The organism is Sphingomonas sp. GM_Shp_1, from assembly GCF_026540895.1.
Classification (GTDB): Bacteria; Pseudomonadota; Alphaproteobacteria; order Sphingomonadales; family Sphingomonadaceae; genus Sphingomonas.
On record NZ_JALNUR010000007.1, the window covers coordinates 68,279 to 89,629 of the forward strand.

General features: G+C 66.6%; 22 protein-coding genes. 1 reads left to right on the forward strand and 21 read right to left on the reverse strand.

The features are described 5' to 3' along the window. Positions 1-43 precede the first annotated feature (43 nt). From OXQ33_RS05935 to OXQ33_RS05950, 4 genes are read right to left on the reverse strand one after another with little or no spacing between them, the layout of a single operon-like run. Positions 44-2,683 carry a hypothetical protein gene (locus OXQ33_RS05935; RefSeq protein WP_267433772.1) on the reverse strand — a complete coding sequence of 880 codons (2,640 nt, stop codon included), beginning with the start codon at positions 2,681-2,683 and terminating at the stop codon, positions 44-46. Further along, positions 2,680-3,246: a hypothetical protein gene (locus tag OXQ33_RS05940; RefSeq protein WP_267433773.1), complete on the reverse strand. Its 567-nt coding sequence runs from the start codon at positions 3,244-3,246 to the stop codon at positions 2,680-2,682. The genes OXQ33_RS05935 and OXQ33_RS05940 overlap by 4 nt, the downstream gene beginning before the upstream one ends. After that, positions 3,246-3,398, reverse strand: coding sequence for a hypothetical protein (locus tag OXQ33_RS05945; RefSeq protein ID WP_267433774.1), 153 nt, complete (start codon positions 3,396-3,398; stop codon positions 3,246-3,248). The genes OXQ33_RS05940 and OXQ33_RS05945 overlap by 1 nt, the downstream gene beginning before the upstream one ends. 1 nt (position 3,399) lies before the next feature. Beyond that, a complete protein-coding gene (locus tag OXQ33_RS05950; protein ID WP_267433775.1) occupies positions 3,400-6,327 on the reverse strand; it encodes a hypothetical protein in 2,928 nt (975 codons plus the stop codon). Between the two features lie 38 nt (positions 6,328-6,365). Here OXQ33_RS05950 and OXQ33_RS05955 point away from each other — a divergent pair, with 38 nt between their 5' ends. Further along, complete coding sequence (locus tag OXQ33_RS05955; protein ID WP_267433776.1) at positions 6,366-6,686, forward strand: hypothetical protein; 321 nt, start codon at positions 6,366-6,368, stop codon at positions 6,684-6,686. 235 nt (positions 6,687-6,921) lie between these two features. Here OXQ33_RS05955 and OXQ33_RS05960 read toward each other — a convergent pair whose 3' ends face one another. The 17 genes from OXQ33_RS05960 to OXQ33_RS06040 form a co-directional block, all read right to left on the reverse strand. Further along, positions 6,922-7,347, reverse strand: a complete 426-nt coding sequence (locus OXQ33_RS05960) for a hypothetical protein (protein ID WP_267433777.1) — start codon at positions 7,345-7,347, stop codon at positions 6,922-6,924. Beyond that, positions 7,344-7,994, reverse strand: coding sequence for a hypothetical protein (locus OXQ33_RS05965; protein ID WP_267433778.1), 651 nt, complete (start codon positions 7,992-7,994; stop codon positions 7,344-7,346). The genes OXQ33_RS05960 and OXQ33_RS05965 overlap by 4 nt, the downstream gene beginning before the upstream one ends. Beyond that, positions 7,994-8,590 (reverse strand): hypothetical protein, encoded by a 597-nt coding sequence (locus tag OXQ33_RS05970; protein ID WP_267433779.1) that lies wholly within the window; start codon positions 8,588-8,590, stop codon positions 7,994-7,996. The genes OXQ33_RS05965 and OXQ33_RS05970 overlap by 1 nt, the downstream gene beginning before the upstream one ends. Positions 8,591-8,593: 3 nt before the next feature. Continuing rightward, positions 8,594-11,944: a phage tail length tape measure family protein gene (locus tag OXQ33_RS05975; protein ID WP_267433780.1), complete on the reverse strand. Its 3,351-nt coding sequence runs from the start codon at positions 11,942-11,944 to the stop codon at positions 8,594-8,596. Between the two features lie 82 nt (positions 11,945-12,026). Next, the gene (locus OXQ33_RS05980) at positions 12,027-12,158 is read right to left on the reverse strand and encodes a hypothetical protein (RefSeq protein WP_267433781.1); all 132 of its coding nucleotides are present in this window, start codon (positions 12,156-12,158) and stop codon (positions 12,027-12,029) included. Positions 12,159-12,250: 92 nt separating this feature from the next. Then, positions 12,251-12,820 carry a hypothetical protein gene (locus OXQ33_RS05985; RefSeq protein ID WP_267433782.1) on the reverse strand — a complete coding sequence of 190 codons (570 nt, stop codon included), beginning with the start codon at positions 12,818-12,820 and terminating at the stop codon, positions 12,251-12,253. Then, a complete protein-coding gene (locus OXQ33_RS05990; protein WP_267433783.1) occupies positions 12,820-13,149 on the reverse strand; it encodes a hypothetical protein in 330 nt (109 codons plus the stop codon). Before OXQ33_RS05990 ends, OXQ33_RS05985 begins: the two co-directional genes overlap by 1 nt. Positions 13,150-13,166: 17 nt before the next feature. Next, a complete protein-coding gene (locus tag OXQ33_RS05995; protein WP_267433784.1) occupies positions 13,167-14,078 on the reverse strand; it encodes a phage tail tube protein in 912 nt (303 codons plus the stop codon). Positions 14,079-14,144: 66 nt separating this feature from the next. Then, positions 14,145-14,585 (reverse strand): hypothetical protein, encoded by a 441-nt coding sequence (locus OXQ33_RS06000; RefSeq protein WP_267433785.1) that lies wholly within the window; start codon positions 14,583-14,585, stop codon positions 14,145-14,147. Positions 14,586-14,590: 5 nt separating this feature from the next. After that, positions 14,591-15,298 carry a DUF6441 family protein gene (locus OXQ33_RS06005; protein ID WP_267433786.1) on the reverse strand — a complete coding sequence of 236 codons (708 nt, stop codon included), beginning with the start codon at positions 15,296-15,298 and terminating at the stop codon, positions 14,591-14,593. Beyond that, on the reverse strand, positions 15,270-15,623 hold the full coding sequence (locus OXQ33_RS06010; protein ID WP_267433787.1) for a hypothetical protein: 354 nt from the start codon (positions 15,621-15,623) through the stop codon (positions 15,270-15,272). Before OXQ33_RS06010 ends, OXQ33_RS06005 begins: the two co-directional genes overlap by 29 nt. A gap of 4 nt (positions 15,624-15,627) precedes the next feature. Continuing rightward, entirely contained in the window at positions 15,628-15,948 is a 321-nt protein-coding gene (locus OXQ33_RS06015; RefSeq protein WP_267433788.1) for a hypothetical protein, read from the reverse strand. A 69-nt stretch (positions 15,949-16,017) separates the two neighbouring features. Further along, complete coding sequence (locus OXQ33_RS06020; RefSeq protein ID WP_267433789.1) at positions 16,018-17,061, reverse strand: major capsid protein; 1,044 nt, start codon at positions 17,059-17,061, stop codon at positions 16,018-16,020. Positions 17,062-17,137: 76 nt separating this feature from the next. Continuing rightward, positions 17,138-17,815, reverse strand: a complete 678-nt coding sequence (locus tag OXQ33_RS06025) for a head decoration protein (RefSeq protein WP_267433790.1) — start codon at positions 17,813-17,815, stop codon at positions 17,138-17,140. Positions 17,816-17,869: 54 nt separating this feature from the next. After that, positions 17,870-19,384, reverse strand: a complete 1,515-nt coding sequence (locus OXQ33_RS06030) for a S49 family peptidase (RefSeq protein ID WP_267433791.1) — start codon at positions 19,382-19,384, stop codon at positions 17,870-17,872. Beyond that, on the reverse strand, positions 19,381-21,096 hold the full coding sequence (locus OXQ33_RS06035; RefSeq protein ID WP_267433792.1) for a phage portal protein: 1,716 nt from the start codon (positions 21,094-21,096) through the stop codon (positions 19,381-19,383). The genes OXQ33_RS06030 and OXQ33_RS06035 overlap by 4 nt, the downstream gene beginning before the upstream one ends. A gap of 3 nt (positions 21,097-21,099) precedes the next feature. Further along, complete coding sequence (locus OXQ33_RS06040; protein WP_267433793.1) at positions 21,100-21,348, reverse strand: DUF6148 family protein; 249 nt, start codon at positions 21,346-21,348, stop codon at positions 21,100-21,102. Positions 21,349-21,351: the final 3 nt, after the last annotated feature.

The following is a 21,351-nucleotide window of genomic DNA, read 5'->3' on the forward strand; positions in this document are numbered from 1 at the left end:
GGCCTCGTCGGCCGCAAGCCATTTGCCATCCATGGTCATTTCCTCAGGCAGCGATGTTGTAGTTGATGCGCAGTTCGGTCTCGCCAGGCGGCAGCGCCTGGGTTCGGCGATCGATCAGCGTCGTGACGTTGCTGGCGCGGTTGAACTGGATGCGCCCGCTGGTCGCGCGGTCGACGAAGATGGCCGCATCCGCATCGCGAATGTCGTTGTCGTTGACGGCGATGCGCGAGCGATATTGCTGGCGCGGCACCCGGCCATCCAGCGTCATGGTGGAGTTGCCGTTGCCGGAGATCGACACGCCACGACGACAGCCGACGATGGTGTTGCCATAGATCTGCTGATCCATGACATCGTTATCCTCGCCCGGCCCGATCCCCCAGGAGTAGTTATAGAGATCGGCGTTTTCGCAGTAGTTCCAGCGGATGATGCCGCTCGCCATGACGGCGATGCAGAAATTGTGCCCGCGCACATGGTTGCCTTCGATCAGGCATGTTTCCGACCTGACCACGATCGCGCCCTTGCCGCCGCCAGTATAGGCCGCGACGCGGTTATTGCGGACGATCGCATGGGCCGGACGACGCACGTAGAGCGCGCTGGCGCGGCCGATCTGGATACAGTCGGCTTGCACACCTTCGGGCGGCGGAATGTTGCAGCCGATGACGGCGATGATTCCGCCGATGCCCTCGATGTAGATGGCGTCGCCTGCCGCCTTACCGATATTGTCGTGGACGTTGCAACGCTCGATCCACACGTCTTCGGCCAGCGCGGACGTAGGGAGCGGGATCTCGCTGAAGGGCTTGTTCCGGATCTCGATCACGTCGCCCACCGACGCCGTGCCGGTCAGGGTGAACGCGATGCCATTCTGATCGAAGGCCACGCCGCCACTGGCGGTACCGGCCAGCAACGTCCCGTCGGGCCGCCGCACGCGCCAGCGGGTCGCCGACCCGGTACCGCCGGTCGTGCATTCGATCCGGACTATGCCAGTCAACACCGCTTCGGTGATAGCGTAGGACTGGACCTGAACCCCGGACGGCACTGACACGAGCACCGACTCGGCTTTGCGGGTATTGCCGCGGATCGCGATGCCGATCGAATTGTTGTCGGTACGCGAGCCGTTGCCCGACACCTCGCAGTCGACGAGCATGATGCCGTAGCCGCCATAGGCGTTGACGCCGCGCTGCGTCGCGCCGGTCAGGTGGAGGCCCATAACCCGGAAGTCGCTGGCACTGTTCTCATCCAGGGCGAACAACTGGCCGGTGCCGACCTTGGGCGCGGCCCCGTTGCCATATGCTCGGTATGTGCAGCGGTTGCCGGGCCGCAGCGTCTCCGACCACGATCCGCCCCGTTCCAGAAAGAAATGGGTGCCCGGCCAAAACTGCGATCCGTCCGCCGCCTTGGCGAGCGTCTTCCACGCGGTTTGCGGCGTCCGTCCGTCGTTGCTGTCGTCACCCGTCGGGCTGACGTACCGGCGGGTTTCGCCCAGGAAAGCATCGTTGTCGTTCGCGACCAGCGCCTCAAGATCGTCGTCGCTGATCTCGTCCAGGATCTCGATCGAGCGTATCCACCCGGACATGGGCAGCGACCCGTCCAGTCTGGCCCCAACGGCCAGGCGATCGAGCTGGGCGGGCGGCTCCAGGAACGGCGCATGGGCGGCTAGGCCTGCCGCCGCAACCGTGTGTCCGCGCGTGCTGATCCGGTGCGCGATGCGGACTTTGCCCGGTCCATAGAGCCGGGGCACGCAAGGCCGCTTCGCGCTGTTCCATTGCGTGCCGGTCAGGGCATGGTCGGTGGTTCGCGCGACCGTCATCACCTTGCCGGTCGCGTTGCCCAGCTGCATGAACGTGCGCTCGATATTGTTCTGCGCCGCGATCTCCGCCTCGACGACGATCGTATGCGGCCGATCGAACAGGTTGCGCCCGCGCACCTCCAGAAAGTCGTCGCCACGCCCGGCGGGCTGGCCGAGCGTGATGATGGGGCTCGTGATGACGTCCGTTTCGACTTGGGCGAGGATGACGCGGACCCGGCCACCCGCCCGCACCACAAGGCGGCCCTGTCCACCCGTGGTCGTCGCCGTATGCACGCGACCTATCCGCGCCCACTGTCCGCCAAAATAGTCAGGCGTCGAACCACCGCCACCCGTGACGGTCAGATAGCAGGCCCCGGTGATGCATTTGGCGTAGACGCTCGATGCCACCTGCGCGCCCGCCCCGGCGCTGAAGAACGGAATGGCAAAGTCGGTCGTCGTGCTGGGATTGTAGAACTCGACGACATTGCCGTTCATGTCGCCGCTATCCAGCAACGCCTTGAAAATATACTCGCTGCCGTCAGGCGTGCGGGCAAACCGGAGGCTGTCGGTATCATCGACAAGGGCCGCCGACGCGCCGCTCGGTCGGCTGTTGAGAAGCGTCCACCCCGCGGTCGACACCGGCGCGGCGTTGCGCATGGACACCATGTTCGTGGCCGCCGGTTCGCGCAGGAAACCGAAGCCGGGAATGATCCGGGGTTGCCCGGCCGGGGCGATATACAACGCGCCGGACAATGCCGCCGACACGCCGCCCGGCCCCGAGATCGCGATTTCCTTCATCGACATGACGGACGTGAACGAGGCGTTGTTCGCCTGATAGTCGCCCGTGACGAAGTTGGCGCGCAGCGGAATGCGCGCCTTTCGGTTCTGGAGGATCACTCGTGGTTGCCCTTCAGATAGACCATCAGGCCCTGCGCGCCCGAGCCCGCCGCCTCGACCTCGATGGTGACGGGAGCGTCGTCGGGAATGCGCGGCGTGGCAATGACCGGTTGGGGTGTGCCGTCCGCCTTGCTCGATAGCTGACCGGGAAGGATGCGCAGCGGCGACGACAGGATCGAGCCGCCGTTCACCAGGACATTGAGCCGGATGCCAAGGGTTTGCGCGGGCGACAGATCGGGGGCGATGGCGAACGCCCGAACCTCCGTCACAATCAACGCGCGCGGCGCACGCAGCGGTGACAGGCCGGTGGCGACGCGCACCATTTCGCGCGGGCCGTAGCAGTCGAACAGCCAGTCGAACGGCTGGCCGGTCGGCATCCGGGCCGCGACGCCCGCCGGTGACAAGGCAAGGTTGGACTGCCCCGACAGATTGCGGATCGGGTAGAAGCCATCCTCGCCCGGCCCGCCGGTCGCCGTGCCGGTCGACCAGTCGTGCACGTCCTGGAGCGTGTCGTTCGCCCGCGCGATGAAGCTGACGATCTGGGCCGAAAGCTCGGGCTCCATCACTCCGGCTCCACCGTGCCGAAGCCGTCGACCAGCGGGTCCATCTCTTCATAGGTTTCACCGGGGGCGAGCTGGGCCGCGATATCTTCGCGAGGACAGAGGACCTTGCGCAGGCGCGTGCCGTCCGGCCCAAAGATCACGATCAGGACCATGTCAGACCTTTATTTCTTCGACGTAGAAGTTTGAGCCGGCTTCCATGAAGCCCTGGTCGTTGCCGCCGCCATAGGCGACGAAATCAATCCAGAAGCTGTGCGCGCCGACCGGTAGCCCGGCAAAGGCGCGGCCATAGTAAAAGGGACTCCGCACGGAACGGAAACCGTTGATAACGCAGGACGCGACCCAATACCATTTGGTGTCCATGACGGTGTCCACGCCATCGGTGGTCCGCCCGAAGACGAAGTAGCCCGCATAGTCCCGGCCTGGGCGAGGTGCCATGTTGCACTCCAGGCGGATGCTGCTGTCTGCGCGCTGCTTGGTGACGCCCAGCGTCAGATAGCGCACCCGCCCGCCGTCGCTGCCGGGGAGCGCCACGTTGCTCGCCAGCTCGGCGGTGTAGCTGCGCCGGATCGCATAGTCGGCCAGCGCTGGCGTATCGATCGACTTGGCCTTCAGCGTGTCGACCTCGACGTCGTACATGCGAAGCTTGCCGCCCGCATATCGGAAGACCTCGATCGGCTGGCCGCCGCCATTGCGGTCCCAGAGGACGAAGACATCGCTGTAGATGCCGACGACGCTGCCCGCCGGTCCCGCAAGCTGGGAAATCGCACTGACAACGCCGTTCGCCCCCACCGACCACATCGCCAAGGCCGTGCCGGTGGCGGGATCGAGGCGCTGGAGGTTCTTGATGAACAAGTCGTTCTGTTCGGTTTTGATGCCGATCTGGTCGACCATCTCCACCAGCGACCTGCCATCCGGCGCGCGCGCCAGCCCATCGATCAACAGTTTGTAGGCACCGATATTGGCGCCCAGGTCCGCCGTGTTTCCGGCATTAGTCAGAATGTCGGTGAGGATCTGCGCGGCCAGTTTCCCTCCGACATAACTGCCGTCCGGCTGGCGGACTCCGCCGATCGTCGTTCCCGCCGGTGCCCCGACCGTCGCGCCGTTTTCAGGTCGATTTGGGCCAACGACAGCGCCGTAGTCGACCGCCACCCCGGAGGTGACCACCGGCCCGAGGATGCGTCGCCCGCCGGTCACGCCGTTGCGCTGATACGATACCGACACCTCATAGGGGGCACCGCTGCGAACGCTCGTGATCTCGACGCGGCTGGCGCCGACCGACCAGATGCCCGCCGAGGTCCATCCAACGTTCGGCGCCTGGCCCGAAACGAAAGGTCGATACTCGATGACCACCGCATCGCCGGTGCTCGCGTCAACCGAACCGGTCACCACCAATGCTGGAACCGTCTGCGCCTGGGAGATCAGGCTGGTCGCGCTGATCGCCCAGGCGTCGACGGCAGGAACGGGCACGAGGGGCGGTCCGGTAACGCCAGGCGTCGGGGGTGGGGTCGCAGCTTGGCCGAGCGCGAAGGCATGCTTGGCATTCGTCTCGCTGCGAGCGGTGAAGGTCGTCACGCCGCCCGCCGGATCGAGGTCGCGGTTGAGCAGGAGAATGGGTTGCCGGTTCAGGCCCACCTCAGGCAGGTCGGCGGTGACGCAATCGCCCGGCTTGTACCCCATCCAGAACAGCTTGAGGGGCAGCGTGATCGGGCCGAACTCGCGCGAGTTCTCGATGTCATAGCGGACCGCCGTGCCGATCTGCTTCGTGTTCTGGATGAACGGATAGTCGAGCACCTTCGACCGCTTGCCGCCGTCCTCGGCGATGTGCTCGGCAATGCTGATCGGCGATCCGGGCAGGAATTGCCAGTTGTTCTCCTCCAGCCGGTATCGCGGCGTGACGGTATTGATGCGGTTGCGACGCGGCTGGGTGGTCGCCACCCGCGCCTGGCCAATGACGTCCTGAATTGTCACGGTCGCGAGCGACACCTTCGGCGCGTTCACGAGGCAGCTGATCCGCGCGCCAAGGGGCATGGGCTCGCCCATCCCGGCCTGCAGGATCTTCTTCATCGTCGCCCACTTCTCGTCGCGGGAATAGATCATCCCGCCACAGGTCCAGCCATTGGCGGCGGCGATGTTCCGGCCCTCGACGAATGCGGCGACGTCGATCAGCCGCCAAGGCGAGCCCATGCCCATCACGCGCTGATAGGTGCTGTTCGGGTTGCTGACGTCGCGCTGCCAATAGCCATGCGCCCAGCGCAGGCCGAGCAGATAGGGGTTTTCCGTCCACTCCCACGTCGCCATGGCGGCGTCATAGGCTGCGGTATCGGCAGGGTCGGCCATGCGGTGCGGACCGTTGCCGCCCGGATAGGTCGAGTCCTTCGTCGGGTCGTAGGCCAGCGCGCCGCGCACCGTCCACATGGGGGCGGGCACGCCGTTCTGATACAGCTTGGCCTTCGTGTCGAAGCGCAGCGTCCAGGTCGCCGCCGCCTTGCCTGACAGCTTGAAGTCGGCGCCCACGCCCGGCGGCGTCCCGGCGCCAGCGCCGAATGCCAGTGCCGGCGACGCCAACGCGCCAAGCTGGGTCATCGACCACATGAAGCCCGCGAACGCGCCGATCGCGGCGCCGGTGTCGCTGTACGCTACCGGCACACGGTCGACGGTCTGCCCCTCGATCGCGGCGATCGGGCCGAGTGATAGCACCGCGGCGAACGCCTGGCGGTCATTGTCGCCCGCGTCGCGCGTGTCCCAGCCACGACGCATGACGATGTCGCCCGCCGTTCCTGTTCGACCTATCGCGAGCGGGACGCCGGCATCCGGGTCGGCCGAGAAACTGGTCTGTGATCCCGTCGCGTCAGCGGTCGGTTTTTTGGCAGTCAGGCCAGCCGCAAGAGAAAGAGCGCCGGCCGCTGCAGATGCGATCGTCCCCAGGGTAGTCAACGCACCCGCTGTGGCAATGCCAGCGATCGAGCCGCCACCGGCGATAGCTGTGCCGAGAAGGCCCGCCGTGCCTGCTGCACCGATGCCTGTCGCGACGAGCGCAACAGCGCCCACGACAATGGCAGCCGTCTTGAGTACGTTACTCATGGCGGGGCTCCCGAAAGTGCCCGTCTGGAGAGACGAGAATGTTGATGATCGCGACGCTGCTGGTCAGCAGCAGTCAGATTGGGAAATTCGAAGGGCGGAAACCGGAGGCGGAATATCTTGCTTCAGCGCGCCTGGAGGACATCGAGCGATGCCTTGTTAGGCAGCTTTCTCCACCTCAGGTTTACCGTCAGCCGGATCGACCAGATGACGTCATGATTGTTTGGATGGCAGGCGGCGTCTCCGCCGGATCGGCGGCGGCCAGGGTCGACCTTCACAGGTCCGGGGAAAGCACACGCGTCAAATCATGGCTGCCGTCAACGATAGTCGAGCCATGTGCCCCGCAAGCCAAGGATCAATGATGTGAAAATCCCAAGCGGCCATTGGCAGCGAGTAACGGGCCTTGTGCTTCTGGCCTTCGGCCTGTTCGCCGCCGTTGCATCCACGCCCTACAATTCGGCAGCGGCGGTCGCCGCTCTTTGCTTCTCCGTCGGTGGGTCCCTGCTCTTTTGGGGTATTATCTTACGCTATTTTTGCGCCCTGGATCAGAGATTGGAACGGATAGAACGAGCTATGGGATCGGATGATAGGTGACCGTCAGAAGGCTCGCCACGCGGCAATGTACTCCACCGGCTGCAGGACGGCTGCACCGACGGCGTCGGAATGGTATCCCACCACCCGACCATTACCCAGTGCTACCACCAGCGCCCCCAGCTTGTCTTCGGCGGGCAACATCAGGACATCACCGACGATCGCCTCGGCCGGGGCGATGCGTTCCAACTCCATGGCATCAAGCGCGTCGGCAAGGCTGGTATAGCCGCGTTCCTCCAGCGCCTTAAGGGCGCTCCGAGTGGTGCGGTATGCTCCTGATGCGGGCAGCTTCACCTTATGACCGAGGCGGCGGAGGTGAGCCGCGGTCATGCGAACGCAATCCGAGGTGCCGAGCCGCATCGGCCGGGCCGACCACTGATCGAGCGTCGCCTGGGCGGCGCGCGTGCGGCGGATGAATGGATCGTCGGTCATTGCTCGACCATCCGGCCACCGCCGCCGCCATAGCCTGCCCCGCCGCCACTGAAGGTCTGCACCGCTCCCTGCACGCCCGGCACGCCCCAATAGACCGTCTCGGCGACACCGGTGACGAAATCCATGCCCGCCTCATTCGGGAAAATGCTGCGATGGTGCCCGGCGGACAGCCGGGCGCTCTCGTCATCCTCGAACAGGCGCTCGAAAACGCTGGTCACTTCGTACTCGACGGTGCGCCCCTGCTCGCCCGCATCAAGCGTGGGCACGTCGACCTCGCCCGCAAAGATGAGGTGCGGATCGGGGATGACGCCGCCGGTCGCCGGGTTGACGGCCCCAACATAGATATCGACCGGGGCGCCCTGCATAGATGGGGCGGCCAGCGCCGCCGCCGCCGCATCGCCTGCGGGTAACAGGGTCAGTCCGATCGCGGGCGCGCTATCGCCGACGCCATCGGTCAGATTTTCGACGTCGGAAATGACGCCATAGGTGGGGTCTTCGCCGACATAGGTCTCGCCGCCGAAGCGGAGGACACCCGATCCGTCGATCAGCCGTATCGTGCCGTCGGGCAGCATGATCTTCACCGCACCGAAGACGGTCGGGGAATCCTTCCGCAGTTCGGCGTCGAGTGCGGGGGTGAGCGCGGTCATCAAAAACGCTCCGTGATGGTGATGGTGGGAATCTTCGACTTGGCGATCGTCTGCTCGATATCGACGCTCGCGCCGGAAACGATGCCCTCAATGTACGGCTTGGCAACCTCGACAACCGAGCCGTCGACGGTCTCGATCCGAAGCATAGGGTCCAGGGTGATGGTCAGCAGCCCGCCAGCAGACGCGACGAAATCGCCCGCGGCATTGTGAAGGTAGCGCCGGCCGCCATGGATGATGGAGAAGAACTGCCCCTCCCGCAGGACATAGCCGCCGGTGAAGCCGCGCAGCACCAGCACATTGCCCGCCTGATTGGCCCCGTTGACGACCGGATTGCCGGGGTTGCCGATATCGAGGCCGGGCTGGGGCACGGGGAACAGCGCCCCCTCTGTTTTCGCGCGCCGCAGGCGGGCGATGAGGATGCGACCATCGGGCTCGGGCTTGAGGCGGGGATAGGTGATGTCGAGGGCGAACCGATTGCCCAGCCGGTTCAGGCGCTGATAGCCGCCGCCCATGGGGGCTTTCTGATCCGAGCCCCAATCGAGCAGCTTGGGCACCGCCACCTGGGGCAAGCGCGGCTGAGGGAGTTCGACGGCCATAGATCAGGTCCCCGGCAGGCGTCGGCGAGCGCTTCGGCTGGCGTTGCGACCGGCCATGGCCGCGCCGCCGGCCGCGCCACGCATCGCCGCGCCGGCACCGATCGCGTTCATCTGCTCGAGCAGGTCCTGCGTCAGGACGGCGCCACGAAGGTCGAAATTGAAGGACGGCGCCGGGCCATTGTCGTTGCCCGACAGCATGCGCCGGGTCTCCGCCGCCGGATAGATGCGCGTGCCGTCAGGGAGGTCCGCGATCTCGCCGCCGTTCTCGTTCACCCAGGTCAGTCCGCCGGACCAACGGGCGGTGCCCGATGCGTTGCGGCCGATCTTCGTCGGGTCGATCTCGCTCCAGTTTCCGAGGTCGACATCCGGGCGCATCACCGAGGCTCCGCCGAACAGCTTGCTGATGTTCCCGAATACCGAACCGAGCGTCGGCAGGTCGCTGTTGCCGTTGATCAGGTTCTTCAACGGGTTGAGCAGCGCGAGCTTGATGAACTCGTTACGGATGCTGTTCGTGGCGGTCTTGCCCAGCGTCTCCCAGTCCGACCAAGCCTGGGGTGACAGGACATTGTCCACGAACTCCGCGCCGTAGCCGCGCAGTTCGTTCATCGCCGCCGCCGTCACCTTCAGCTTGGTGTTGATCGCGTCCTGGGTATCGATGCCGCGCATGCGGGCGTCGATGTCCTGCTGTTCCATATCCGGGAACTGACGTCGTATCTGCTGCTGGACGCGCAACTTCTCCAGTTCGCGGGCGCGGACCTGGTCGCTGACCCCGGCGAGCTCGAGCTCACGCTGCGACAATTCCAGCTGGTCGGCCTGCGATCGACTGGCGTCGAGGATGTAGCGCGCCATCGCCTGGGCATTGTTGGCACGGGCATCGGCGACCCGCGCCTCGACCAGCGCGGCACGATCGGCGTCGGTATATCGCTTGTCGTCGGCTTCCTTGTTCGCCGCCCGGCGCGCCGCCTCCATAGCCTGCTGCAGCGGCGACTTGCTGAGGTCCAGAATGGACGCAACCGTCTCGGCAGTCCGTTGCTTCGTCGCGTCGACCGCTGCGGCGCCAGCGCTGCGCGCCTCCTCGGCATGGGCATCGGCGAGCGCCTGGCGATAGGCGGCGATGGCGCGCGTGATCTCCTCATAGGCTTTGGTCTGGCCCTGTGCCTGGGCGATCACCTGCATGGCGATCAGCGGGCGCAACGCGGCCTCGTCGGCAAGGGTCTGGTTCAACTGCGCGGCGGTGATCTTGCCTGCCGCGACATTGTCGTTCGCCGCGCGGCGGGCCGCCGTCTCCTCCCGAAGACCCGCAATCGTCTTGGCACTGTTCGCGACGCCTTCGGACACTTGCAGGTTGAGTTGGCGGCGAACCTGCGCGTCGACATCGATGCCCTTGCGGGTCGCATCGGTGGCGGCCTTGCGCCGGGCTTCCGCCTCGACCCCGGCCGCGCTGCTCTTGAGATAGGCGTCAGCGACATCGAGCGCGGCGCGGGCGCTGACTTCCATCGATTCCGCTTCGCGTGCGAGCGTGGCGGCATGGCCCGCGCCGCTATTCGCGGCTTGGGTGCGGGCGCGGTTGCCCTGGGCCAGGGCCTGCGCTTCGACCTGGGCGCGGGTCACGACCTCGCCCGACATCTCGATCCGCGCGCGCTCGGACGCCAGTGCGGCCTTGGCGGCGGGCGACTTCGCCGCGGCGATCCTGGCGTCGATCGCCGCCAGTTGGTTGGCCTTCTCCTGCTTGGGCATGAAGGTGTCGATTGCGTGGCTGTAGGCGTCGAGCGTCGTGGTCAGCTGCTGGCGCTGTTCGCCGGAGACGCCGGTGTTCAGCGCCGCGCGCAAGCGGCCCGCATTGGCGCGATAGCCGCTCAGCTGATCCGCCCCGGTAAACTGGTCGACCAGCTGCTGGCCGCCTGCCTGGGCGGCATTGGCGCGAGCCTGATCGGCGCGGCGGGCCTCCGCGGTCATCTGCATGCGCAGACCGGCGATCTGACGGTCGATATCGGCCTGGAACGATGCCGTGGTCGTGCCCAACAGCATCTGGCCGACCGATGGCCCGAGCGTCCGCTGCTTCTGGAGGTCGGCGATGCGATCCTGCAGTGTCCCACCCGTGACGGCGCGGTCGATCGCCTTGCCCATCCAGGTCCAGGCATTGGACGCGGAATCGGCGATCCCGTCCCAGGCCCGCTTGAGGAAGTTGGCGTTGTCGGCGGCGCCCTTGAATGCGGGGCCGAGCGCATCGAGCAGCGCGCGCTGCGCGCCTGTCATGTCGTTCTGCTCGACGAGCTTCTGGATATAGTCGGCGGTCGACTGGTTGATGACGCCGTAGCGCGTCGCGAGATCCTCCGCGCCCTTGATGGGGTCGGCGAACGCAGCGGCCAGCTGCGATGCGGCACCCTTCGCGTCCTGCCCGGTCGCCGCCGCGAAATCCTTGGTCAGGGCGGTCAGCCCGACCAGCACACCGCCCGTGATCTTGCCGGTTTCGACGAACGACAGTTCGATCTCGCGCGCGGCGGCCACCGACATATCGCCGGCTTTGGCTGCGGCTTCGGCGTTCGCCTCCAGCGCCGCGCCGGAAAGGCCGAGCATCCGGCCCGACCCCATCGACACGGCGTTCATTTTGTCGACCGCCGACGAATAGTCGTACCAGGCACTGGCCGCGAGCGCGACAGCGGCGGTGGTCGCGCCGAGTGCCAGGCGCGTCGGGGTAAGAAGGTTGCGCACCTTGGACAGCGCGCCCGCAACGCCACCGTCATCGGACTGCATGACGGTGACGACGTCGCCCGCCTGCTGCATGAATGCGCGCATGGGGCTGGCCCCCGCCAGTACGCTGTCCATGAAGTTGCGCGCCGCCGCTGCGCCGACGATGAACTGCATCCGGTTCAGCCCCAGCGAATTGCTATGGGCATCGAGCGACTTTGCGGCGGCGTTCAGGCGGTCGCGCGAAATCGCCAGGGCGGCCGCGTGTTCTTTCTCGTTCAGGTCGCCGCGCGCGAGCAGGTCGGCATACGTCTCCAGTTCGTCGTCATAGCGACGCTGGGCGACGGCAAGAGGATCGAGCAGCGCGCGGATCTTCTGGAGGGCGGCCGCTCGCTCATCCTGCAGCTTCAATTCGCGCTCGAAGACCGCCGCCGATTCCCGCGCCGCGCCGGTCGATCGATCCAGATTGACGGTCGCGAACTGGGCGCCGTTGCCACGCTGGGCATTAGCGGCGTCGATCGACGAGCGGATGTCCGCCCCCGCCGCCGCCAGCTTTGCCGCGTTCGCCTGCTTGCGATAGCTGGCGATTTGCCGCTCGGTGAGGGCCTCGGCCGCCTTGCCGGCGCGGTCTGCAGCCTGCTCGGCCGCTTCCGCGACACCGGACATTGCATCCTGGCCGGCCTTCCGGACCTCGGCGAAGTCGTTCTTGAGCTCCGCTTTGCCGTCCGTTCGAAGCTGGAAACCAACGCTACGCATCGCCATCGTCGGTCTCCTCTTCGTAAGCGTCGGGGTCGGGCGGATTGAGCACAGCCCCCTCGATCCGGGGCAGGATCTCGGCCAGCATGGCGGTATCGACGCCGCGCGCCGCGCCCATCATCATGATCGCGCCGAAATCGAGCCCGAGCGGTCGGGTCGTGAACCCTTCAGGCGTGGGGATGACAGCGGGCCGAATCTGCGACCCGATCCCGGTGATTACTTGCCAGACGGCTTCGCCTGCTTCCGTTTGGGCTTCGTGCTCGCGGTAGGGGCACTCGTCACATCGCCCGAGCTTTCCGGCGTCGCAGGAGAGATGACAGTATCGGTTTCCGGCATCGCCCCCTCCGAAGTGCCATTCGGCGAGGGCGCATAGCCGTTTTTTTCCGCGTCCAGCTGCGTCCAGGGCAGGACATATTCGCGATCGGCCGCCTCGAACAGGCGTGGCTCGGCGATGAAGGCCGAGATGGTGCCCGGCCGAACCTCGACGAACCGATCCTCGTCGTCGCGGATCTCGACGTCATGCGTGGGCTCGATCACCTCGCCCTGCTGACCGACGATACCGGTCCAGCTGAGCAGGTTGTAGCGGATAATCGCCGCGGTGAAGGCGTCACCGGCTCGTTCAACTGCGGTCGGGTCGGCGCGAAGGACCTCGGCGACGGCACGGCGCGCGGCTCGCAGCGACAAGGGCGATGGCTGGGGATTGAAGGTGGCGGTGACCGCCGGATGATCCCCGCGCGCGGGGATCAATTCCTTGGTCACCGGCTCAGGCTTGGCGAGTGCCCACATCAGGCCCGGCCCTCATCCTGGGCCGCCGGATCGCCGGCAACCGACGGCTCGGCGTCATCGGAGGCCTCGGGGGGCACGATCCACTCGATGCGGATCGCCCGCTCCTCCGTCACGGTGGCGAACGCATTGTCTTCGCGCACGAGGTTGCCATCCTCGACGACGAAGCGTGTGACGGTGCCCGCCACGGTGTCAGCGCTGATGACGCGGATGATCTCCTCGCCGGTCGCAGCGTCGACCACGCGGATATTGCGCAGGACCTCGTCGGACGTTTCGCCCGCCGCGATCGCGGTGACAGCGGCGACCAGCGCCGCGGGGAATTGGTTTGCCATGCTCTGTCTCCTCGGGGTCAGGCGTAGGACGCGACGTCGTTGACGAGCGTGGTGGTCAGCTGCGCGCCGTTCGCACCCGATGCCTGATAGTTGAAAGTCGCCTGGATGCCCTTCGGGCCGGTCACCTGCCGCTTGGGCTTGGGCAGGAAGACGCGGGGCAGCGAAAAGACGAGACTGCCGCCGTCCTGGGTCCATCCGAAGCTGACACCGGCGGGCAGCTTGGCGCGCGCCTTGGTGAACAGGATGCCGCGCGGCCCGCGCCCCGTGAGCGACCCGCTGGTCATCGCCTTGCCGGGGTCGACGCCAGCAATCCGGCCATCGGATCGGATCACCTCGACCTTGTCCAGGTTGTTGCTGAACGACAGGTCGGCCGACACGATATCGGCGGCGGTCGCGCCCTCGACCGTGATGTTGCCGACTGCCTGGGCGAAGCGCGGACCGCGCAGCAGCGTCGCGACGCCCGCGATCGACACGGTGACCGGGTCCGTCTCGCCCTGCGCAATCAGCGAGATCGTGGCATTCAGCATGCCCGATCGGGACAGCGAGATTTTCAGCGTGTTGACGACCGCGCCATAGTTCGTCGACCAAGCAGGCTCATCCGGGTTGCCCATCTCGACCGACGTCGACGGCAGCGACGACGCGCCCGAGGTGAAAACATGGGTGTACTTGCCGTTGACCGGGCCGGTGGTCGTCGGGGGGCCGAAGGTCTGACGGAGCCAGAAGCCGAACGCGCGCAGGTCGACCGGCACGACGATATCACCATCGTTGGTGACGACGTCATAGACCGGGTCGAGACCTTCGCGGCCCGTCCCAAGCTGATCGTCTTCGATCAGCGCCTGTTCCTCGCCCATCGAATGACTGACGAGCGGCAGCTTGAAAAAGTTGGTGGCGGGGGTCTGGCCATACGACGTCTCGGCGACGGCGTTCATGACCATGTTAATGCCGAGCGGACGGCCCATGGGCTTTCTCCAGGTGGTGGCGGGGTTAAAAAAAGGTCAGCCCAGCGGGCTATCGGTCGAATAGGAGGCGACGAGGGCGAAGTCGGCCCAGCCGAGGACCGTGGTGCCTACGGTTTCGGTTTCGCCATCGGTCGGCGGTTCGGCGTCGAGATAGATGCAGAGGCCGCCGAGCGTCGGATCGGCGCGGCGTCGCGCATCGATGGCAGCGATCATCTCATCCAGGGCCTGCTGGCTGGTCTTGCCGGCAACCTCATAACCCGCGAGTTCGATCGGTATGCGGTGCTCCCACCACCAGGTCGGCGGCGAAAGGTCGATCTCCGGCGTCCCCGGATCGCCGGACCGGACGATGCCCAGCCCCTGCGCCCCGACCCGGATCGGCTTCGCCTCGTCATTGTCCATGCCACGGATGTCCGCAGCGGGTAGCGCAGCCTGGACCATGGCCTTGGCGGCGGCGAGGACAGCGAGACGCTTTCTCATCCGGCTTATCTCCAGCGGGCGTTGAGGTTGGGCTCGAAACGCTGCTCGGCGAGAGCGGCAGGAACGGCGAGATCCACAGACTTGGGCTTCTTCACGTTGCGCACGAGGCTGAACATGATGACCGCCTGCACCGGGCGCGGGTTGCGGGTGTTGCCCGCGCGCTCACGCTCGGATGCGTTGCGCCACCGGCCGGAGGCCTTACGGATCACCAGCCCCTTGAGCACGAGATAGCCGACCGCCTTGTGGCGGATGGACGGTGTCTTGAAGCCCTTGTCGTTCGGGCTGATGAATTGCAGCTTGCGGCCGAATTTGGCCTCGACCTCCTCCGGCGTCAGCGCGTTGCCGCTGCGCTTGCGGGGACAGTCGTCGGTCGGCACCGCCAGGAATTTCCGGCCGCCCCGCGCATAGATCATGCGGCCGTTGGCATAACTCTCGATGATCGCGGCAGCGCCGCGCCCGTCTTTCGATGGCTGGGCATAGATCCAACCGGTCGGCTCGAGGCTGCGCCGCCCGGCGCGGTTCGGATAGGTCACGCCACGGATGGCGTTCGGCAGGCGTTCACCAAGACCGGCGGCGCGGACCTGATTGCGAAACGCCTCCTTCACCTCGTCGGTAGTGTCGCGCATCGCATCGGTCAGGAACCCGGCAATCTCGTCTTCCAGACCGGCCGTGGCCTCGCCGAAGTCAGGAGCCTTGAGGCGCGGGCGGAGCATGATCCGGCTCGACTTCACAGGCATAGACCGCGCCGTCACGAGACGGGCGGGGCTCGGCCATGATGATGAAATGCTCGCCCGTCTTCACGATCAGGATTTGCCCGCCCTGGGCGGGGACGGGATTGGTCGACGTCTTGGGGAAATGAACGATGTGGGAGTCGGCTAGAACCTGCGTATCGCCCATCGGCAATGCGACGACGGTCCGATCATCGATGATCACCGCATCGACCGGGGCCAGCGCGCCGGGGGCGGTATAGGCGATCGCTTCCCCGAAAACATCGGGGTCGAAGAACACATCGAGATCCGCGAGGAAGTCGATCGCCATGGGATCAGGCCGCCGGCGTCGGGTCGGCGTCTTCGACGTCGCCCAGCTGAGCATAGACCTCGACAAAGTCGACATAGCCGCCCGCCTCGAGCGCATCGATGCCGTCGCTGTCGAGCCCCGCCAGTTCGGCGATCTCGTCGGTAATGACGGTACCGGCGGGGATCACGTCGTCGGGGGAGACGTGAATTTCCGCAACGGCGCGCGGCAGCTTAACGGTCTTCGGCTTGGCGAGCTCGGCGCCGAGGATGTTCTTGGTGATCGCGGTGGCGATCGTCGCAAGCGAGGGCTTCGCCGCGCCGCGCGCGGCCTTGGTGGTAGCAGCCATGAGGAAATACTCCATGACCGGCGCCGCATCGACGGCGCCGGTGGGACAGTTGGGAGGGTGGTTGCGCGGTTAGCGCCGGACGCCGACAGCCATGGTGGCGTTGACTCGCTTGGGCACGAGCAGGCGCGACGTCTGCGTCATCACCCATTCGGCGGCGGGGTTCTGCGAAATCCAGTTCTTGGGGAACCACTCGACGGGCACATAGCCTGCCTCGGGATCCAGGATCGCGCCATAGGTCGGCGTTCCCTCATAGGCGGCGGGTGCGCCGAGGATGACGGTGAAGTCCGGGATCAGCCACTTGGTCGTACCGTCGACGTCCTCATAGAAGTCGTTGTAGACGTAGAGCTCGACGGTCCCGATCCGCCCCTTGAAGATGGGCGAGCCGGGCGCGCCCGGGGTGAAGCCCAGCTGCACCGAGTTGTTGGCCTGGCCCAGCGTGGTATCGACCTTGGTCTTGAAGTCCGGATCGGCGACGAACAGACCCCACGCCCTCTTGTCGAAGATAACGTGGCTGTAGGCCGCACCGGCGGCGGTCGATCCCTCGTCCAGCCATGCCTCGAGATTGGCGACGGGCGAAACGCCGGCCTCGCCCCAGCGCGCAGTCAGCGTCAGTGCCTTGGTCAGGTTCGGCGCGCGATCGTAGTCGACGATCGCGGTCGGATAGTCCTCGCCGGTCATCGTGACCTTGCCGGTCAGGACGGTTTCGGCGGTCATGACCTCGTCGCGGCGCTCGATCTGGTTCTTGTGCGACTGCATATAGTCGACCATCATCAGGTCGCGACGATCGGCCAGGGACAACTCGCCGCCCAGTTGTTCGCCCGGGCGGCGCTTCTGGAACTTGCTCGGATCGACGCGATCGAGCGGCTTCTGATAGCCAGGCGTGAAGGTTTCGGTCTGGAAACCCTTGTCCTGGCGCGGCTTGCCCGGCGAATAGGGGCTGACGAAGGGCGAGATGCGGCGGTCTTCGAACACGCGGTCCCACTTGATGTCGGGCGTATCGAAGGTGATGGGCGCGGCGGTGCCGAAGAACAGGCGACGGAGGAAGTTGCCGGGGGTCGCGAGCGGGCGGATAACGCCGACCAGCGTCGTGGTGTCGTAAAGCGAAAAGGCCATGGGAAGGCTCCGGGAGAAACGGGGTTGCGCCGCCTGGAACGGCGGCGGGGATCAGGCGGCGCGGGCAGTCCCCGCGTCAGCCCATCGTGATGTTGCGGCGGCGCAGACCCTCGCGGGCCGCGTCGGCAGTCCAGCCGACACCAAAGATCAGCTGTTCGCGGACGAAATCGCCGCTTTCATAGACGATCGCCTCGACATCGCCGCCGGTCGCGTCGACATCATAGGCGAGCACCAGGCTGGGCTCTTGGCTGCCGTCGGTCGCGGCGCGGACGGCCGTCTTGGCGCGGTCGAGCCCGCCGACCTTGGCCGCCGCCGACACGGCGATGTCGAAGCCGTCACCGACGACGAAGTCGGTCGCGCCGTCGGTCAGCGTGCCCTTGATATGCTCGGCGATGGCGATCGACCCACCCGCCGCGCCCGGCAGGACGAAATCGCCGAGCGGGATGCCGTCGGGATCTTCCAGACGGAAGGTGCCGCCGTTCGCCGCCGCCGCGATGCAGCGCAGGGTGTAGGTGCCGATCTTGGCGAGGGCGAGCACCGGCGCGGCGTCGAGGACGAAGGTCCCGGTGCCGGTGTTGCCACCCGCCTTGGTCGCCGAGGCGGCACCGCCGATCGTGACCGCGCCGAGCACCGTGGCGGCGAGAAAAGCCGCGCCGTTCAGCACGACCTTGCGGGTGCGCAGTAGCGCATCCCCGCGAATGAAGGTCTTGGGCGCGTTGACGCCCTCGACCGTGCGAGAAGCACGTTCGTACATATGTCACTCCTGATGTTGAGGGCGCCGCAAAGCGCGGCGGGGTTTGGCTGGGGATCAGCCGATCTTGAGATGCGCAACGGCGCGGTGGCCGACCTGCGCGGCCTTCGCGAGGATGCCATCGGCGCGGGCTTGGCCGGTGGGCGCCTTGCCGCCGGGGGTCTCGGTCTTCGCGGTCAACGGCAGTTGGCTCTCATCGACCGAGCCGGCGCGCAGGTCCTCGATCGACGCGCCGCGCGTCTTCGCCGCCTGGGCGAGGCCGATTGCGAAATCACCGGGCGCCGCACCGCTCTCGATCGCGGCGGAAAGGCCGGCCGACATGCTCGTCTCGGGGCAGAGAGCGGCCAAGGCGGAAACGCGGGTGCGTTCGGCGGCGGTCGCGGCCTCCGAAGCCTGGGCGCGCGCCGCTGCGACATCCTCACCACCGGCGGCGGCGATCGCCGAGACGGCGATGTTGCAGCCAAGGGCGGTCAGGGCGGCGGAAACGGCGGTCGCCTGGGCAGCGGAGCCGACGACGGTCAGGGAAGTGATGCCGGACAGGCCTTGAGCGGCCGCCAGCGCGGTTTCGGGGTCCATTTTTGTCTCCATGGAGGCGCGGGCGCCGGAACGGGCGCCCCGCTGGGTTTTGGCCTGGCGGCCGTTCACGGATGCGACGAATTCGGCCTGCGATGCCGCCCATCCCATGACTTTGTCGGCGAGACCGGCCTTGACCGCATCCTCGCCACGAAAAACACGCGCTTCGGTGCCGCGCACCGCGTCTTCAGACAGGCCCCGGGCCGTGGCGACATGCCCGACGAAGCGACCATAGGCATGATCGATATTGGCCTGGATGACCGCCCGCACGTCGTCGGGCAGCGCCTGGAAGGGGTTGCCGTCGACCTTGTGCGCCCCGGCATGGATCATCGTGACCTTGATGCCGTCGTTTTCCAGCTTCTGGCTGAAATCGGCGTGCATGGTCACGACGCCGATCGAGCCCGCGACGCCGAGATCCTGAACGGTGATCTCGTCGCAGCATGCGGCGATCGCATAGGCCGCCGATGCGCCGCAGCCACGGATGATCGCACGCGACGGCTTCTTGCCCCGGTCCGCCATCATGGCGGCGCATAGCTCATTGAGGTCGGTGACCTCCCCGCCGGGCGAATTGATGTCGGCGATGACGCCCTTCACCGAGGTATCGCGCTGCGCGATCGTCCAGGCGGCCAGTACGGCGTCATAGCCGGTGAAACCGGATGACGGATTCACACCGCCGCCATTCTCCGCGACCAGTTCGCCACGAATATTGATGTGCGCGACGCCGTCCTGCACATCCATCCGCCAGTCGGCGGCGCCGGCGGCAGGATAGACCTCGGCGGCGGTGCGCTTGGCCTGGATCTGCAAATTCTTGGACTGCGCCAGCGCTACCAACTCGGCGATATCGCGGTCCTGCCCGCCGGCATGCATCAGCAGCTGGCTGACGTCGAAGCGCGGGCCCACGACGCCCAACACCATCGCGGCGGTCGACGGCATCACGGCCAGCGGCGTGTTGAACAGCCGCCGCATGATGTCCGGGCGACTGAATGAACGGAAGCTCATGCCTTTTTGTCCTTCTCGTCCGCCTTGTCCGTCGGATCGCCGCCGCCGGCGTCGCCACCGTCGGCGCTGGCTTTGCCCGAATTGGCGGCGGGAGTGCCGGGCGAGACGGCAACGGGCAGTCCCTCCGCCACCCAGGCACGGTGCTCCGCACCACGCTTGCGGACGTTTTCGCGGTAATTGCCGCCGGTCAGTTCGGCGGTGATGTCCTCACCGGTCCGCCAGCCATTATCCTGCTGGATCTTGAAGCCCTGCGCTTCCTGCGCCGGGTTGAGCGAGATCTTGCCGTCGCCGCGCCAATCGACGCCGCACCAGGCCGAGCGGCGGCGGAGATCCGCAAAGAAACCGGGCATCACATAATCGCCGCGCGCAACCTTCTCGGCCAGGAAACAGACATAGGTCGGCACGGCGAGATCCCCGCCGAGCCACGCGCGCTCGGTTCGGATCATCATGTAAAGGGCCTCGAGCTCGGCTTTCGATGCGGTGTACGAGCTGTTGAACATCAGCATCAGCACGCCGGCAGGCACGCCGATCGCGGCACCGATCTGGCGCACGATCGCATTGAAGAAGGGCTCGAACGCGACGTTCGGCCGACCCGGGCTCTTGATGTCGACCTCGGCTTCGCTGTCGATCTCGAGAACCGAGCCCGCCTCGAACTTATAGTCGGCCGACGGCTGATCGGGCGGGCCATTATGGCCGATGCCGGGCGCCCCTTCCTCGCCCTCTTCGCCGAAATCGGGCTCGGGCAGCGGGGTCGCGCCCGGGCTTTTATACACGACGGCGATCATGGCCGACATGACGGCGGCGTAGAGCTCGGCGTCGGACAGGTCCGAGGCCATCCGCAGTGGCTCGATAACGGACGCGAGGAGGCCGACGCCCCTCACCTGTTCCGGCCGCTCGGCGCGAAAGATATGAACGACCCGAGGAAGCTGCAGCTTGGTATCCCAAGCCTCGATCCGTTCCGGGATCGGAGTGACGCCCGGGCGCAGTAGCAAATCTCCGGGATGCTGACGCAGGATGTGATACGCGACGGCGGCGCCGTAGCCGTCCGTCTCGACGCCCCCGGTGATGACGTTGCCGGTGCGCGGGTCTACCGCACCGTCGGACACGGTCGGCGGATTCTTCAGCCGATCCGCCTCGATCAGCTTCCAGGCCGTCTCCATCACCCGTCCGGGTTGATCCGACGGCATGACGCGCAGCGCCAGAATGTCGCCCGAGGTGACGGTACCGCGATAGGCGACGGCCTGTTGCCGATATCCGGTCGAGCGGCGCTCCGCGTCGACATCCTTGCTCGACAGATAGGCGTCGTAATCGGTCGCGATACGGCGGTGCCATTCGTCGACCTGATCCGCCGTCAGCCCCAGCGCCTCGCCATCGATCGCGGGGATCGCCATCAGGCCGGTGCCGACGACGAACGTCACCATCCGGTTGAGGGCAGCCGTCGCGATCGGCTGGTTCATCGCCGCGTCGCGCTGCTCGGCGCGCAACCGCTCCGATTGCGGCAGGATATCCGCGTTGGCGGACCGCGCCCGGGCCCGCCAGCCGCGCCGCGCCGCCCGATCGGGCTGGCCGCCGCGATAACCACCGCTGCCGCCACCGAACATGGCGGCGGAGGCGGCTGTCTGGACGCGCGCGACCTGACGTTCCAGCCCCGCCTTCGGGCTGAAAAAGCCGATCGCCTTATCCAAGAAGGTCCGCTTCGCTTGGATCTTCACGGCTCAGCGGTTCCGATATCCGCCGCGACGGACCCGGCCGACGGCGCGCGGACGCGGAATGACGGGCTTGTCGGGGTTCAGTCGGTCGATATGATCCGACCAATAGGTGATCCCGGCCTGAATCTCTGCCAGATTGGCGCGGGTCAGCTTCCGGTCGGCGATCTCATAGGACTGGCCGTCGAGCACCTTGGCCTCGGCCGCCATATACTGGTTGAACTTCGCGGTCGCGAGCTCGAGCGTGATGCCGACCATCGC

Excerpts from the sequence above, each read along its gene's own strand:
- OXQ33_RS05960 (WP_267433777.1), bottom strand. The coding sequence starts at position 7,347 with ATGACCGACGATCCATTCATCCGCCGCACGCGCGCCGCCCAGGCGACG.
- OXQ33_RS05975 (WP_267433780.1), bottom strand. The coding sequence starts at position 11,944 with ATGTCCGGTGTCGCGGAAGCGGCCGAGCAGGCTGCAGACCGCGCCGGC.
- OXQ33_RS05980 (WP_267433781.1), bottom strand. The coding sequence starts at position 12,158 with ATGATGATGGGCGCGGCGCGCGGCGTCGATACCGCCATGCTGGCCGAG.
- OXQ33_RS05940 (WP_267433773.1), bottom strand. The coding sequence starts at position 3,246 with ATGGAGCCCGAGCTTTCGGCCCAGATCGTCAGCTTCATCGCGCGGGCG.
- OXQ33_RS06025 (WP_267433790.1), bottom strand. The coding sequence starts at position 17,815 with ATGTACGAACGTGCTTCTCGCACGGTCGAGGGCGTCAACGCGCCCAAG.
- OXQ33_RS06040 (WP_267433793.1), bottom strand. The coding sequence starts at position 21,348 with ATGGTCGGCATCACGCTCGAGCTCGCGACCGCGAAGTTCAACCAGTAT.
- OXQ33_RS05955 (WP_267433776.1), top strand. The coding sequence starts at position 6,366 with ATGTTGATGATCGCGACGCTGCTGGTCAGCAGCAGTCAGATTGGGAAA.
- OXQ33_RS05985 (WP_267433782.1), bottom strand. The coding sequence starts at position 12,820 with ATGTGGGCACTCGCCAAGCCTGAGCCGGTGACCAAGGAATTGATCCCC.
- OXQ33_RS05990 (WP_267433783.1), bottom strand. The coding sequence starts at position 13,149 with ATGGCAAACCAATTCCCCGCGGCGCTGGTCGCCGCTGTCACCGCGATC.
- OXQ33_RS06010 (WP_267433787.1), bottom strand. The coding sequence starts at position 15,623 with ATGGCGATCGACTTCCTCGCGGATCTCGATGTGTTCTTCGACCCCGAT.
- OXQ33_RS05965 (WP_267433778.1), bottom strand. The coding sequence starts at position 7,994 with ATGACCGCGCTCACCCCCGCACTCGACGCCGAACTGCGGAAGGATTCC.
- OXQ33_RS05995 (WP_267433784.1), bottom strand. The coding sequence starts at position 14,078 with ATGAACGCCGTCGCCGAGACGTCGTATGGCCAGACCCCCGCCACCAAC.
- OXQ33_RS05950 (WP_267433775.1), bottom strand. The coding sequence starts at position 6,327 with ATGAGTAACGTACTCAAGACGGCTGCCATTGTCGTGGGCGCTGTTGCG.
- OXQ33_RS06005 (WP_267433786.1), bottom strand. The coding sequence starts at position 15,298 with ATGCTCCGCCCGCGCCTCAAGGCTCCTGACTTCGGCGAGGCCACGGCC.
- OXQ33_RS06020 (WP_267433789.1), bottom strand. The coding sequence starts at position 17,061 with ATGGCCTTTTCGCTTTACGACACCACGACGCTGGTCGGCGTTATCCGC.
- OXQ33_RS05945 (WP_267433774.1), bottom strand. The coding sequence starts at position 3,398 with ATGGTCCTGATCGTGATCTTTGGGCCGGACGGCACGCGCCTGCGCAAG.
- OXQ33_RS06000 (WP_267433785.1), bottom strand. The coding sequence starts at position 14,585 with ATGAGAAAGCGTCTCGCTGTCCTCGCCGCCGCCAAGGCCATGGTCCAG.
- OXQ33_RS06015 (WP_267433788.1), bottom strand. The coding sequence starts at position 15,948 with ATGGCTGCTACCACCAAGGCCGCGCGCGGCGCGGCGAAGCCCTCGCTT.
- OXQ33_RS05970 (WP_267433779.1), bottom strand. The coding sequence starts at position 8,590 with ATGGCCGTCGAACTCCCTCAGCCGCGCTTGCCCCAGGTGGCGGTGCCC.
- OXQ33_RS06030 (WP_267433791.1), bottom strand. The coding sequence starts at position 19,384 with ATGAGCTTCCGTTCATTCAGTCGCCCGGACATCATGCGGCGGCTGTTC.